Source organism: Paenibacillus glucanolyticus NBRC 15330, from assembly GCF_004000885.1.
Taxonomy (GTDB): domain Bacteria; phylum Bacillota; class Bacilli; order Paenibacillales; family Paenibacillaceae; genus Paenibacillus_AQ; species Paenibacillus_AQ glucanolyticus.
The window spans coordinates 112,356-127,358 of record NZ_BIMC01000016.1 but is presented as its reverse complement, the minus strand read 5'-3'; the positions used below and the strand labels follow the sequence as shown (position 1 = coordinate 127,358).

General features: G+C 47.8%; 12 protein-coding genes. 8 read left to right on the top strand and 4 right to left on the bottom strand.

Annotated features, from left to right (window positions below; genetic code table 11):
* From PGL02S_RS20860 to PGL02S_RS20845, 3 genes are all read left to right on the top strand, one after another.
* On the top strand, positions 1 to 980 hold a 980-nt coding region (locus tag PGL02S_RS20860), incomplete at its 5' end, for a hypothetical protein (protein WP_127502944.1).
* 122 nt (positions 981 to 1,102) lie between these two features.
* Positions 1,103 to 2,656, top strand: coding sequence for an ABC-F family ATP-binding cassette domain-containing protein (locus tag PGL02S_RS20855; protein WP_006209691.1), 1,554 nt, complete (start codon positions 1,103 to 1,105; stop codon positions 2,654 to 2,656).
* 523 nt (positions 2,657 to 3,179) lie between these two features.
* The gene (locus tag PGL02S_RS20845) at positions 3,180 to 4,310 is read left to right on the top strand and encodes a ThiF family adenylyltransferase (protein ID WP_081742719.1); all 1,131 of its coding nucleotides are present in this window, start codon (positions 3,180 to 3,182) and stop codon (positions 4,308 to 4,310) included.
* Positions 4,311 to 4,410: 100 nt separating this feature from the next.
* Here the strand turns inward: PGL02S_RS20845 and PGL02S_RS20840 are convergent, their stop codons facing one another.
* Positions 4,411 to 7,761 carry a discoidin domain-containing protein gene (locus PGL02S_RS20840; protein ID WP_036638041.1) on the bottom strand — a complete coding sequence of 1,117 codons (3,351 nt, stop codon included), beginning with the start codon at positions 7,759 to 7,761 and terminating at the stop codon, positions 4,411 to 4,413.
* A 374-nt stretch (positions 7,762 to 8,135) separates the two neighbouring features.
* Here PGL02S_RS20840 and PGL02S_RS20835 point away from each other — a divergent pair, with 374 nt between their 5' ends.
* Positions 8,136 to 8,855 carry a response regulator transcription factor gene (locus PGL02S_RS20835; RefSeq protein WP_036638043.1) on the top strand — a complete coding sequence of 240 codons (720 nt, stop codon included), beginning with the start codon at positions 8,136 to 8,138 and terminating at the stop codon, positions 8,853 to 8,855.
* Between the two features lie 40 nt (positions 8,856 to 8,895).
* On the opposite strand, the gene PGL02S_RS20830 is transcribed toward PGL02S_RS20835, so the two are convergent.
* Together PGL02S_RS20830 and PGL02S_RS20825 are read right to left on the bottom strand one after the other, a co-directional pair.
* A complete protein-coding gene (locus tag PGL02S_RS20830) occupies positions 8,896 to 9,390 on the bottom strand; it encodes a C40 family peptidase (RefSeq protein ID WP_036638045.1) in 495 nt (164 codons plus the stop codon).
* A gap of 265 nt (positions 9,391 to 9,655) precedes the next feature.
* The gene (locus tag PGL02S_RS20825) at positions 9,656 to 10,300 is read right to left on the bottom strand and encodes a thiamine diphosphokinase (RefSeq protein WP_036638046.1); all 645 of its coding nucleotides are present in this window, start codon (positions 10,298 to 10,300) and stop codon (positions 9,656 to 9,658) included.
* Positions 10,301 to 10,438: 138 nt separating this feature from the next.
* Between PGL02S_RS20825 and PGL02S_RS20820 the strand changes: the two genes are divergently transcribed.
* Complete coding sequence (locus PGL02S_RS20820) at positions 10,439 to 11,086, top strand: trimeric intracellular cation channel family protein (RefSeq protein ID WP_036638209.1); 648 nt, start codon at positions 10,439 to 10,441, stop codon at positions 11,084 to 11,086.
* 80 nt (positions 11,087 to 11,166) lie between these two features.
* Positions 11,167 to 11,631: a low molecular weight protein-tyrosine-phosphatase gene (locus PGL02S_RS20815; RefSeq protein ID WP_036638049.1), complete on the top strand. Its 465-nt coding sequence runs from the start codon at positions 11,167 to 11,169 to the stop codon at positions 11,629 to 11,631.
* Positions 11,632 to 11,789: 158 nt separating this feature from the next.
* On the opposite strand, the gene PGL02S_RS20810 is transcribed toward PGL02S_RS20815, so the two are convergent.
* Positions 11,790 to 12,518, bottom strand: coding sequence for an alpha/beta hydrolase (locus PGL02S_RS20810; RefSeq protein WP_006209700.1), 729 nt, complete (start codon positions 12,516 to 12,518; stop codon positions 11,790 to 11,792).
* Positions 12,519 to 12,774: 256 nt separating this feature from the next.
* On the opposite strand from PGL02S_RS20810, the gene pdhA reads away from it, so the two are divergent.
* Positions 12,775 to 13,842 (top strand): pyruvate dehydrogenase (acetyl-transferring) E1 component subunit alpha, encoded by a 1,068-nt coding sequence (gene pdhA / locus PGL02S_RS20805; RefSeq protein WP_036638211.1) that lies wholly within the window; start codon positions 12,775 to 12,777, stop codon positions 13,840 to 13,842.
* Positions 13,843 to 14,005: 163 nt separating this feature from the next.
* Complete coding sequence (locus PGL02S_RS20800) at positions 14,006 to 14,983, top strand: alpha-ketoacid dehydrogenase subunit beta (RefSeq protein ID WP_006209702.1); 978 nt, start codon at positions 14,006 to 14,008, stop codon at positions 14,981 to 14,983.
* Positions 14,984 to 15,003: the final 20 nt, after the last annotated feature.

Sequence of the window (15,003 nt, the reverse complement as noted above, 5' to 3'; positions counted from 1 at the left end):
TTGATCTTGCCATCCTATTTACTGCGATCTTTTTCCCATTGTTTCTTATTATGGGTATGCGGTCTGAAAGCCTGGAGGATGTCCGGTATGTGGAAATGAAATACACGGCAGCTCTGCGCACAGCAGTACAAGATGGCGGAATGATGCTGAATGATAACGAAACACAGGCGAAGGAGTCGGCCTATGATTCCTTAAAATTTATGCGGGCCGATAAAGAGAAGGCGCTGGATTCCTTCGCCCGGACATTATATGTCAATATGGGGATTGCGGAAGATCCAGCTGCACAGGCTGCACTCTGGTGGTACATTCCAGCGATGGTTGTCCTCGATTATGACGGGTATTATCTGTATGTTTCGCAGACCTATTCGAGTGAACATGGCGAAGAGATCATGCAGCATAGATGGACACCGAAAATCCCTTACGCTTGGACCGATGATACCGGAAACAGCATCCGATTTACCTTGGATTCTTTTGTTCATGTATTTGAGTCCGGGCCTAATCGCTGGCAGTCTGGGTTTCGGAAGGACTTGATCGGTGAAACCGGTGTAGCGTTGCTGGATGATAAGGATATGTTTGAGCAAGTTCGTCGGATTACCATTATGAACACGATTCAAGATCAACTTGCTTATTACATCCAAAGACATAATCAGATCGCTCTGCGGAATGGTATATCGTATACATTCACGCTTCCTTTGATATCCCGGGAGGATTGGGTGAACACGATTGACGATATCGGTATTATGGCGTTTATCCAAGGCATTCCCGTAGGCGATCAGTACTACAATAATTATGCGCTTGGGGGTGGGAGACTGGTTAAAGCCCCCGTCTATTTCGGGGGTATAGATAGCAGAGGGCTGAAATACTATTATCGAGATGCCTGTCAATACAATTATCGTGTAGAAGAAGTGTTTCCCAATGCCAAGGAAGCAGCCGCTGCTGGATATCAAGAGAAAAGCTGCTATAATCCCGGTGTTCTGTAATCCCTGAAAGTTGTAGTTTCGGCTGGACTCATGGATGTGATACAATAAACTCTTGACTGTGTACAATCCACTAAATTAACATGAAATAAGTTCATTTTATACAGACAGGAGTTACTATAGCCATGAGTTTATTGACTGTAGAGAACGTATCACACAATTTCGGGGATCGTACTCTATTTAAAAATGTATCCTTTCGTTTGCTCGCCGGAGAACATGTTGGTCTGGTTGGAGCAAATGGTGTAGGCAAATCAACACTAATGAATATTTTGACTGGCCAGCTGTTAAAAGATAGCGGCAAGGTAGAGTGGACACCGAAAGTTCGTTATGGATATCTGGATCAGCACACCAAGCTGACACCTGGGAAAACCGTTCGCGATGTGCTGAAGGATGCTTTCTTGCCCCTGCTGCAGCTGGAAACAGAAATGATGGAAATCACCAATAAAATGAGTGATGCCTCTCCAGAGGAGCTTGAGCTTTTGCTTGAGCAAATGGGTGAGATTCAGGAGCAGCTGGACATCGGTGATTTTTATATGCTGGATGTTAAGGTTGAAGAGATGGCGAACGGACTTGGGTTATCCGTGATTGGCCTCGACCGGGATGTTGCTACACTGAGTGGGGGGCAGCGTACGAAGGTATTGCTTGCCAAGCTTCTATTGGAAAAGCCCAACGTATTGTTATTGGACGAGCCTACCAACTATTTGGATGTAGAGCATATCGACTGGCTCACCCAATATCTGAAGCAGTACCCTTATGCGTTCATGTTGATTTCCCATGATACCGAATTTATGAACCAGGTGGTCGATGTGATCTATCATCTGGAATTTGCGAAATTAACTCGCTATACAGCTAACTATGAGAAGTTTCTGGAAATGGCCGATATCAATAAGAACCAGCATATCGATGCCTACGAGAAACAGCAGGAGTTTATCAAGAAGCAGGAAGATTTCATTCAGCGGAATAAAGCCCGCTATTCCACTTCCGGTCGTGCCAAGAGTCGGGAGAAGCAGTTGGATCGCATAGAGCGGATCGACCGCCCAGAGGAAGCGGCTAAACCTGTGTTTAATTTTAAGGAATCCCGTGCCAGCGGCAAAACGGTGTTTGAGGGCGTGGACTTTGAAATTGGATACGACAGACCTTTGCTTCCCAAAATGAGCATAACCATTGAACGCGGAGAGAAAATTGCGATCGTCGGCTGTAATGGCGTAGGTAAATCGACGCTGCTCAAGACGATATTAGGAAAAATCCCAGCACTCTCCGGCAAGACATATCAAGGCGATTTCCTGGTGCCTGCTTATTTCGAGCAGGAAGTTCGTGCGGGCAATATTACGCCGATTGATGATGTATGGAATGAATTCTCACACTTGAACCAGCATGAGGTTCGTGCTGCGCTCGCCCGGTGCGGGCTTAAGAATGAGCACATTACCCGCCCATTGAAGGCACTCAGCGGTGGTGAACAAGCGAAGGTTCGCCTGTGCAAACTCCTGATGCGTGAGAGCAACTGGATTCTGTTTGATGAACCGACAAACCATCTTGATGTTGTAGCTAAAGAGGAACTGAAGCGTGCATTGAAGGAATACAAAGGCACTATCCTGCTGGTTTCTCACGAGCCTGAATTTTATGAGGACTGGGTGACCAAGATCTGGAACGTAGAGGATTGGTCTACTCAGAATTCTTAAGAGCAGCAGGATGTATCATTCATCGAATTGCACTGAATAAGGGGTTACCTATAGAAGGACGAGCTGACTGCAGCTCGTCCTTCTTGGTATCGGTGGCAACCTCTGTGCCTTTTCAGGGTTCTAAAGTGTTCTTAATCCATGTACATTTGTGATATGCTAAAATGATGACGTAGCCGAGAGGGTAGGTTTACCAAGTGCCCAAATCCGTGCCCGTCAGCTCCGTCTATTGGTTGACGCATACGGTGTAGAACGATCCCGTAGACCGGCTCTGTTGGATAGGATAATTGACGTCGTTGTCAGGGAAACAGCCGAAGAAGCGATAGAGCAGCAGGTAACGCGGGAGGCGCAAGGTCTTTTATGGGGAATGGCTTGGAGAGCACGGAGTGCTGCCTGGATTCTGCGTCATCGCTAGTATGCTGGAGAAGGCGCTGAATACCAAGTTATATTAAGATACGATGAGGCTGCCCATCCTCATGGGGGATGGGTATTTGTATGCAGAAATAGTTCATCAGGAGGAAAGGTCATGTCTGGATTCAGTGATAAGCGTGAGGGACCGATAAACAACAAACAGGTTTTCGATGCAGCAGCTGCGCAGGTCTCGGACCGAAGCGATGCATTTTCGATAGAACGTGAGCACCGTTATTCCCGTCAAGAGCGATTTGCACCCTTTGGAAGCGAAGGACAGCAGCGGCTTGCAAGCAGTCATGTGCTTGTCCTTGGGGCGGGTGCGCTGGGGAGTGCCGTGGCGGAGACTCTGGTTCGCGCAGGAGTTGGGCACGTAACCATCGTCGACCGAGATTACGTGGAGTGGAGTAATCTGCAGCGTCAGCAGCTGTTCACCGAACAGGATGCAATCGACCGGCTCCCGAAGGCAATAGCAGCGGCTAAGCGGCTAACTGAGATTAATTCGGATGGTATCATTGATGGCATCGTGATGGATGTTCGTGCCCAAGAATTGTCGATCCTCTGCCAAGGCGCAGATTTGATAATGGACGCCACGGACAATTTTGAAACCCGGCTGATCGTGAATGATATCGGATTTAAGTTAGGGATCCCGTGGATTTATGGAGGGTGCGTGGGAAGTTCAGGAATGAGTTACACTTTTCTGCCGGGAGAAACCCCTTGCCTGAACTGTCTGCTCAGAACCATTCCTTTAGGCGGGGACACCTGCGATATAAACGGCATACTCCCCCAAGCGGTACAGATCGTAGCTGCCCATCAAACGATGGAAGCGATGAAACTGTTGTCAGGGCAAAGGAATGCCCTTAGAAAAAAGATGCTGTCATTTGACCTGTGGCGCAATGAGCGGGTGGAATTTGGCGTGGACCGTGCCAAGAAATCAGATTGTCCAACGTGCGGAGAGCATCCTGATTATCCATACCTGACCTCAGCGAATGTGGACAAAAGCGAAGTGTTATGCGGGAGAGATACGGTACAGATCCGACCTGCCAGACCATTACAGCTGGACCTTCACGAAGTAGCCGATCGATTGAACCGGCTTCAGCAAGGAAAAGCCACCGTAACTCCGTACATGATCATCTATCAGGCAGATCCCCATCGTCTCGTTATATTCGGGGACGGCAGAACGCTGGTCCATGGGACATCGGATTTAGCCAAAGCCAGAACGCTTTATCATAAATACGTCGGTGGATAATGACGAAAATTGCATGGGTGTAGAAATGTAAAATACAGTATGGGTGTAGAAACTAAACAAGAGGAGGCGCCTTATTCACGGCACCTCCTCTTGCTGCATTTTATTGCAGGATCAGATTAAAACCGTTCTGAATGAAGTACAGATTAGGATGAGCGATGTTTCGTGTGGTGAGATTGTTGAACGTCGCAGATCCATTCCCTGTATAAGTGTAGATCGCCGCACCCGGATGTGGGGTGGAGAACCGTGAAGTTGTGATTCCATCAAGTCCTGTGCCGTCGATATTGATATGGTTAAATACGATGTTCTGGAAGCCTCCACTATAACCAAACTGCACAGCGCTGCGTTGGGTGTTCCGTATATCGATGTTGGTAAACGTGACATTTCGGATCGGATTATTCGATGCTTCCAGATCGATTGCACCACGCTCCCCGTTATACAGATCTTTACTGGTTCCACTGCCTATAATGGTGGTGTCGGAGAACAGAATGCCCGTATTGTTCTGAAAATGGTATCCAGGGAACACGGTGTTCATTCGAATGCCGGAGCCGCCAACCGTGTCAACAATCAGGTTGTGAGTAGCCTTATGGCCGCTTCCTCCAAAAAATGCGATGGCTGCCGCACGCCAGTTGTTTTCGATGGTGTTGTAGGAGAACGTATTGTTGACGCCGGCAGGCGCGCCGTTCACGTTACTCGTCCACACGGCAAGTCCGTCGTCCCCGTTATTTCGAATACTGCTGTTACGTACGGTTGAGTTGCTTGTTCCTTGAGCAAAATTGACGCCATCCGCGAGATTATTACGGACACGGCTGTTCTCAATGATCAGTCCATCCGCGATTATCGCCGGAGTATGCGCATAATCCCCTACCCAGAAGCCGCATTCAAAATGCTCTACCCACACATTATGAATTTTGGAATTCGTGCCGAAGTTATCCATAAATCCTTTGTAGACGGCATTTTGATTATAACGCGACCTCAGATTTGAATTCAGGTAAATATGGCTGAAATCCAGCTGTCCTGTGACACGAAGCGATATTCCGCCTGACGCTGCATTCGGATTGGTGAATTGGATGTTTGTATGCCAGATGCCAGCGCCCATAATCTTGATATCATTGATCATGTTGCCAACGGATCCTACCTTCCACATGTTGCCCAAATGGAATGTTCCTTCCGGAATGTATAAGGTTTTGCCCGATGAAGCAGCAGCTTGAACCGCGGCTTCAAACGCTTGAAGGTCATCGTTGCCGTCGTTCGCTACAGCGCCGAGGTCTGTTACCGATACCGAATTGGCTGGTCGGGCGATAGCTGCAGGAACCGGCTCAACTTCGATGAAGTCGACACCATATTCCAGGTTATCGGCATTGGATTTCTGAATACGGATCTTGTCCCCTGGCTGGAGCGGAGTATCCATTTTCCAGTGTACTTCATCAAATCGGAAGAGGGGACGCCCGCCACCCGGTGCATCCTCAGGATGATCACTGGAGAAATACTGCCAGCTATAATAGGAAGACAACGGAATGGTTTTTTTCTTGGCTCCATTTACATAAACGTCAAGCGAGCCGTTCAATCCCATGCCGTTCGACGAGTCCGGCATCGTATATCTCATGGTTACGCCAGCGCCACCTTCGCCTTGTCTGACGGTCCACTCCAGGTTGGAGCCGTTAGAGGGAAGAGCTACGTAGCTTTGGCCAGAAGCTTCCGAGGCTGTCAGTGCTTGATCGAATGTCGGAGCTGTCTTTAGAATGGCACCGCCACCTTGGGCGGCATCATCCGTATCGTAACGGGTATACGGCATGCTTGCGCCGCGGGATGAATCAACGGACAGATTGGCCTGACTGACGTTATTCTCTCGTTTGACCGGTGCTTCATTCGCATCTGCTGCGACAGTTGTGGTTACTGTGTAGCTGCCATTTGCCGCTGTCCAGGTCCCTGGAATAGTGACGCTAGTGGATGCACCGGCAGCAAGCGTGCCATTATAGGCTCCATTTAAGGTTTGGATCGTTGATCCTGCAGGATTCTTCAGCGCGACTGAGATGGCATGGGAGCCGCTTGCAGAAGCTTTGTTCCCTTGGTTTTTAAGGTTAACGGTAAAAGCTACAGCATTACCTGCAGCGGGTGTAGTTGGAGTCCATTGTACCGTACCTACCAAATCGGAACTTTCCACAGGTGCGATGACCAGTGGGGAGGAATGCAAATAGCTGTTATTCTCTTTATTTTGTTCGATGATTTGATTATTTTCATCGACCTTTGCTCGGAGCGAATAGGAGGCAGCGGCATAGGTACCGGCCTGCAGCGAAACCGTGGTGGAAGCTCCTGCTGCAAGCGCTCCTACCGGAGAAGTGCCAGCCAACGTGCTGTTCAGGTAGAAATTGACGGTTGTAGGCGGAGCTTCAACGCCGCCGATGTTTTTCACGATGGCCTGTAACGTAATTTGATCATTCTCAAGCGGTGAGGAAGGAGTCCAGGACAAACCGGTTATGGTTAGATCCGGATTCTGTCCGGGCTTGCCGTATACTTCGAATTCTGCAATCTGTCCGGCCGGTGCCCCGGAATTGGACGTAATGTTTAACTGCAGACGTTTCGCAGTTGCTGTGACCGGTATGGTTACCAAGTTGCCGGAAGCCGGATTAAACGTATAAGCTTGTGCCGAGACCAGATTACTGAAGTTAGTTGAACCTTGGTTATGCCCTAACACTTGAATGGTTTGGGTGCGAGTTCCCCACTCCGCCGACGGGTTTAGCTTTAATACGATCGAGGTAATCTCGTGGTCCGATCCCAGATCGAGTGTTAAAGAGCTTGGATTGCTTCCGCCCTCCCAATATGTATGGATGTCGTTGTCGTTTGCATTGGATGCTACATACGTGAATGTGCTTGAAGAGGCGGTTACGGGTTTGCCAATCGAGATATTGTCTCCCGTTGGAGGAGTTGACGGAGAGTCGGCAGATCCGTAAATTTCGAATTCGGACAGCTGCGCAGCCGGCCAAGTCGTGTTCCCTGTAACGTTCAGTCGGACATAGCGGGTGTTTGTCTCGTCAAAATGGAGGGTGACCGCGTTTCCTGTCCCGGATGGGCTGAACTCATAGTCCGCCGAATCTACAATACTCGTGAACGTTGAACCGTTCACGCTCCCTTGCACAGACAGGGTTTGGCTCCGTGATTCCCAATTGGAGGGGAGCTTTAGCACGATCCGGTCAATACTCGTATTGGCGCCGAGATCGACTTGAATCCATTGTGGGAACGCTTGATTCGTGCTTTCCCAGTAAGTGCCCTGATTGCCGTCGTTGACGTTACTTGGGCTGTAGGTTTGGGACTGACCGCTTGCTGTTACGGCTTTGCCCAGTGACAGGTTGGTTTCACCTGCGGCCGAAACGGGAACGGCAGGCCCGGCAGTCGTAAACAAAATGGATATTAGCATGGTTACAACAAGGGGCCATGCTACGTGTTTGTTGCGCATGTTATTTTTCCTCCTTCATAAATGATTGATACCCGACGAAGGCGTGCGGTTCGCTGAAAAGAATGAAAACGATTTCAAGAAAATGCCCTTTTTCAGACTTGATTACCGGATGAGACTTACACCTCCGAACAATATGCGCGATGCGTTAGAAGCCCCCCCCCTTTCGTGTTCATATATCCCATTATAAAAATAGATCCAATGAGAAGATAAGATGTAATTCTACGGAAATTGTAGGTGATCCCAGCATGAATTGGATAAATAAGGGTGATTGAGAGACGATTTTGGTTACAGCTGTTAAAAATTTGAAACAGGACTGAAAGCAGGAACAAATAGACATACTTACAATATTAAGTGTTGAAAGCGGGGGAGAACCCGTGGAGAAAGTTATTTTGATTGCGGCGGATAATCAAGAGCGGGTTCAACAGCTCATGGAGAAACTCGGACAAGCAGGTTATAAGGTGACACATGCTTTAAATTACTCCGAGGTGGTCGCAGCGTTACAGCGCACAAACGCTGACTTGCTGCTCATGGATAGCAAGCTGCCGGGAATGAGTCATTTTAACCTTGTGCAACGGCTGACAGGCAGAGGGGAGCAGATTCCTATTATCGTCATTGGGAATGATGGTTCTGATGAAGCTATTCAAGCGCTGGAGTCTGGTGCCCACGACTATATTCCGAATGAATGGGACACCAGGGAATTGTTGGCGCGGATTTCCAATCTGTTGAGACTCTTTCAGACAGGTCGCAAGGAGCAGGATGAGATCATTCGCATCGGAGATCTAGCCATTGACCCTTTATGCCGAAATGTCACCCGGGAGAATGAAACGCTTGCACTTACTCATCGTGAATATGATCTGCTGCTGTTCTTGGCGAGAAGGCAGGGTCAGGTTTGTACGCGAGAGGACATATTAAGAGAAGTGTGGGATTATGATTTTCATACGGGGACCAATGTGGTCGATGTTTATATTCTTCATTTAAGAGAAAAAATCGATAAAGGACGCAGGCCTAAACTGCTGCGTACCATTCGGGGAATCGGATATAAACTCTTATCCCAGGATGAGATCGATGCAAACACAAAAGACCGTCTTCCTTGAGTGGAAGACGGTCTTCATTATTCTGATAGATAGTATTAAACTACAGTACGCGACGAGCTTTCAGGTACGTTTTGCTCCAGTTGCCTGTCAGGCTGGAGATTGTTACACCCGGTTTGCCGTAGGTGTGCAGAATTTTGTTATTACCCATGTAGACAGCAACGTGAGTTACGTTGCTACCATTGGCACGGCTTCCGCTTGAGAAAAATACCAAATCGCCTGCTTTCAAGTTAGATTTTGATACCGCTGTGCCAACTTTGGATTGGGCAGCTGATGTACGTGGAAGGTTTACTCCGTATTTCTTGAAAATATGTTTCATGAAGGATGAGCAGTCAAATACACTTGTAGTGGACGTGGATGCTCCGAATTTATAAGGTGTCCCCATATATTGTTTACCAAAGTTAACGACTTGAGTTCCTTTACTTACTGATGCGGCTTCTACAGGAGCTGGCGGTGCAACCGTAAGGACTGCCCCTGCTCCCAATGTAGCGCTCAAGCTGATTACTACGGCCTTCTTAATCCAATTCTGTCGATTCATGTTGTATACCTCCAAGCAGTTTTGTTTTTGCGATGAACCGAGTATATCAGATTTGAAACCGTCTATATTTTGGATATTTGGCGCAAAGCGTTGGGACACATGAAATGAAAGCGAATTATTAAAATATCATTAAAAGTTACAAAATATTAAGAAATAGTTCCATGTAATAGTTCCGAAACGAATAAAAACCCTTGATACACAAGGGTTTTTAACGTCGATTTAAGTTGTTAACAATTATCGATTAAAGATTACAAAAAAGTAACGATTAGCCATCCTTACTCTGAATGATGAGCAGCAAACCGCCCTCAATCCGGACCGTCCCCTTATCTTCGGCCAGCTTATTGCTGACCCCTAAGGATTGTCCCAATCGTAATGTGGCATCATGGAGAGGATACTCAAACCCCTCAAGATGGATGCCTGTCACTTCCGTTGTGAGCGGCAGCAGGGAGACATATGTAAACCCCTTGTTCTCGACAATGCAGCTCGTGCCTGTCAGTGTGATGAAATTGTTCTCATCTAATATAGAACATGAGATGTGATGCTGCAGTCCTCGAATCAGCATGTGGATGTTAGCGAGCGTATGATCCAGGCGCGAGCCTGTTGCTCCAAGAATCAATATGGATTCGGGGGATTTATCAAGTGCCAGGTCAAAGGCAAGCTCGGTATCGGTCAGATTTTTATCAATCGGGTCACAGTCAACCACCTTCTCGCTCATGGACCTTACGCGTTCCATCTGCTCTGGCGGAATGGAGTCGAAATCCCCCACAGACAGGTTGGGTCGAATGCCATGCTCAATCAGGTAAAGGGCTCCCCGGTCTGCCCCTATAATGAAGTCTCCGTTCTGGATCTCTTCCAGAAACCGTGGTGACAACTCCCCACCTGTAAAGATCAGGACGCGGGTATGCTTCATAGTAAATTCCTCCTTTTTTGAGAGAATTGCCATTGAACTCTAGTATAGAGCAGTTTTCATGCTTGCACAATTTTGATAGGCACGGCTACAATGTAATATGTAAAATTGACGGGGGAGCGGGGGAACTGAATTTTGGACATGCATGTGTTTGACGTATTCAGCATCATTGGCACCATTGCGTTTGCCATGTCCGGAGCTTTTGTAGCAATGGAAGAAGAATACGATATTCTGGGGGTTGTGGTGCTTGGTTTAGTCACAGCCTTCGGCGGGGGTATAATAAGGAATGTACTGATTGGCGTGCCGGTAACCACCCTGTGGGGTCAGGGGGATTTAATCGTACTGGCAATGATATCGGTATTCGTAGCGTTTGTGCTGCCGCTTGGTTTGATTCAGCACTGGAAGAAAACGGAGGCCTTGTTCGATGCGATCGGTTTATCTGCCTTTGCGATTCAGGGGGCCTTATATGCCACAGAGATGAATCACCCTCTTAGTGCAGTAATCGTGGCAGCCGTCCTGACAGGCAGTGGCGGAGGGATGGTCCGCGATCTTCTGGCAGGCCGCAAACCGCTAGTGCTGCGCGATGAGATCTATGCTGTCTGGGCCATGGCTGCAGGTGTCGCCATCGGTCTCGGCATCGCAACCAAGACTTGGCAGCTGCTCACACTATTTGCAGTTGTCATCCTGTTCCGGATGCTATCGGTGCTTTATAAATGGAGATTGCCGAGAAGGTCGCTTCACCGTGGAATAGGTCAGGCACCCAGCGGAAAAGAAGTAAGCTCGGGTTAATGGAGATGCAAACAAACGTTATTCGTGGGTAGAGAATACACGCGAAAGACGATTTTTATATCGTAAAGGAGAGGGGAACTATGGTATCCGTCTTGTTTGTATGTTTGGGCAATATCTGCCGCTCGCCTATGGCTGAAGCGGTGCTGCGTCATAAGATTGTGCAGCGGGGGCTGCAGGATCAGGTAAGCGTGGATTCAGCAGGAACAGGTGACTGGCATATCGGCAGCGTTCCTCACGAAGGAACCAGAAAGCTGCTGGACAGCTGGCGTATCAGCTATGAAGGAATGGTTGCGCGTAAAGTGGTCAGCCAGGATCTCGCGAACTTCGATTATGTAATCGGCATGGATGATTCCAACGTGTCGAATATGCGCAAACTATCCGGGGGCAACGACGCTGCGATTCTGAAGTTTATGGATTTGCTTCCGAATGAAAAGCTGCGCGAGGTGCCTGATCCGTATTTCACCGGAAATTTTGAGGAAGTGTATCGGCTCATTGATGCCGGGTGTGACATCTTACTGGACAAAATCATTGAAGAAAAGCTATAATCTTATTCGAACAAGCGGTGAGTCAGCCGCTTTTTTGACGAAAGCAATTGAAAGCGATACCAAGAGAACGGACTGCTGAACATAAAAGATGAACAATGCACATTCCATAAAAAATGCGCGATTGTTCATCTTTTTTTGCCAGTCGTGCTCGACTCGAATTAACCCAGGAAGTACATAAGCGCAGCAGGAAGCTCTTTTTGCCAGAAGCCCCAAAGGTGACGCCCGTCTTTCTCGAGATAAGATATCCGGGCACCCCGTTCCTCCAGCAGAGCCTTGGTTGAACGGTTCAATTCAACAAAATTATAGACACCTGTATCGGTTGTATAGTTGTCCTCTTGCAAGCCTACAATCATATAGATGTCGAGCCAGGACAAATCCGCTTCCTCCCGAATCATATCCTGGGACTTCTCATAGAAGGCACCGGACAAGCTGATGATTCTTGTAAAAAGCTGAGGGTAACGCAGGGCCAGATGCACGGAGACACTTCCGCCCAGGGAATCGCCAGCGAGCACACGCTCGGAAGGCTCTCTGCGAACAGGATAATTTTGTTCAATGAAGGGAATAATCTCTTCGGCGAAGCAGGAAAGGTAAGCGTCGAATCGATTTCCGAACGGTGCATACTCTTCTGTGCGAACTTTCGTGTTCACTTCCACGCCTACAATGATGAACGGCTCGACGCCCTCTTCGAGAATGAGCTGGTTCGCCCATGTCGCGATGCGGCCGAAATTGAAAAATTCCTCTCCATCCTGACAATAAACAACGGGATAGCTGAGAATTTCATTGTAACCGGGAGGAAGATAGATGCGCAGTGTCCGATTTTCCTGCAGAAACTTGCTTTGTATTACTTCTTTAACGATGGTTCGCTTCAATAAACGTTCATTCGTCATCATTCGTCACCTTTTTCGGGTTAGTTTTTGAAATGCAGTAAACAATAAGTTAAAATTACCCTGACATGTCTATGTTGTCTGCTGTTCTATGATGTTTGTCATACTGTTATAGTATTATCAATTAACTGTTATACATACAAAAGTCAAGAAATCTGAAATTTTATCCCGCATTTCTTTGACGAATGGAGTAAAACAGGTGTATAATAATTCTATAACAGCGGAACTTGATATTCAAATATTTATTGAGGTGAAAAAAATGACCAAGGTTCCTTATGAAGTATATACCGAGGAAGTAGATACTCTATCTGTACTTTCCCCGGATGGCAAAATCGTAAACAAAGATCTTCTGCCTGAATTGTCAGACGATCAGCTGAAAGAAATTATGTACCGTATGGTATTTACCCGTACTTGGGACGACCGCGCCGTGAATCTCGGCCGTCAAGGACGTCTCGGTTTCTATGCACCTGTATCCGGTCAAGAAGCAACAATGGTTGGCAGTGAGTTCGCGCTTGAGAAAGACGACTTCGTATGCCCAGGCTACCGCGATATGCCGCAAATCGTATGGCATGGACTTCCGCTTTATCAAGCTTTCTTGTATTCCCGTGGACATCAGCATGGCGGACAAATTCCAGAGGGTGTTAACGTATTAATGCCTCAGATTATCATTGGTGCTCAAATTCTGCACGCAATGGGTATTGCTATGGGTTATAAATTGAAAAAGCAGAAGCAAGTCGTTATCACGTACACCGGTGACGGCGGTTCTTCGGAAGGCGACTTCTACGAAGGATTGAACTATGCAGGCGTGTATAAATTGCCTGTTATCTTCTTTGTGCAAAACAACGGCTACGCGATTACAACTCCGTTCTCCAAGCAGACGGCAGCATTGTCTATCGCTCATAAAGCAGTTGCAGCTGGTATCAAGGGCGTGAAGGTCGACGGTATGGACGTTCTGGCAGTCATCAAGGCGGTTCGCGATGCTGCAGAGCGTGGTCGCAACGGCGAAGGTGCAACTCTGATCGAAGCGGTAACTTACCGTTTCCGTCCGCATTCCCTGTCTGATGATGCTTCCAAATATCGTACGAAGGAAGAGGAAGGCGAGTGGAACGAGAAGGATCCAATCGCACGCCTTGCGAAATACCTTGAGCAAAAAGGTCTGTGGACTGAAGAAGATACAGCTCGCGTAAAAGACGAAGCGAAAGCGAAAGTCAACGAGCAAATCAAAAAAGCAGAACAAACGGAAAAAATGACAGTACCTGGTTTGATCGACAGCATGTTCGAACAAACACCTAAGCATCTTGAAGAGCAAAAAGCTGATTTTCAATAAAAATGACGGGCCGATGATTGTCATAGGTTGATCCTGGGATAATCATCCGGTTTTGTCATGGGTGCAGCAGGTCTTTATATAACGTTTCGATATATATTTAGCCGCTTTAAGGCTTAACAATGGAAGTTTAGTCAACTGTATTTCTTAAGGAGGAAATGAAGCAATGGCACAAATGAACATGAAAGAAGCGATTCGCGACGCCATGCGCGTTGAATTGAGCCGTGACCCTAACGTTGTCATCTTCGGTGAAGACGTGGGTAATGTCGGCGGTGTTTTCCGTGTAACGGAAGGCCTTCAAAAAGAATTCGGGGAAGAGCGCGTATTCGATACGCCGCTGGCCGAGTCCGCTATCGGTGGTTTGGCAGTAGGTCTCGGTATCCAGGGCTTCCGCCCGATCGCTGAAATCCAATTCGTTGGATTTATCTTTGAAGCTCTTGACCAAATCGTGGTTCAAGCAGCGCGCATGCGTTACCGTTCCGGCGGACGTTACCATTCTCCGATCGTATTCCGTACGCCGTTTGGCGGCGGGGTTAAAGCGGCAGAACTGCATACCGATGCACTGGAAGGTTTCATCACGCAAACCCCGGGTATTAAAGTTGTAGTGCCTTCCAATCCTTATGATGCAAAAGGACTCATGATCGCGGCAATCCGCGACAATGACCCTGTATTCTTCATGGAGCACTTGAACCTGTATCATGCGTTCCGCGCTGAAGTTCCTGAAGGTGAATACACCGTAGAACTTGGAAAAGCTAATGTGGTTCGCGAAGGAACCGACGTGACGATTATCGCTTACGGTCTGATGGTTCACACAGCAACAAAAGCTGCTGATGAGCTTGAGAAGAACGGAATCAAGGCCGAAATCATCGATTTGCGAACCATCGCTCCAATCGATATCGATACCGTGCTTGCTTCGGTGAAGAAAACCAACCGTGCCATCGTGGTTCAAGAAGCGCAAAAATCCGCCGGCGTTGCCGCGGAAGTTATCGCTCAAATCAACGAGAGAGCGATCCTGCATCTGGAAGCTCCAGTACTGCGCGTAGCACCGCCAGACACCGTGTATCCTTTTGCACAAATCGAGGACACTTGGCTGCCTACTCCAGCGCGTATCGTTGAAACCGTAAATAAAGTATTGAATTTCTAATAGCAGCAATTTCTAGGGAG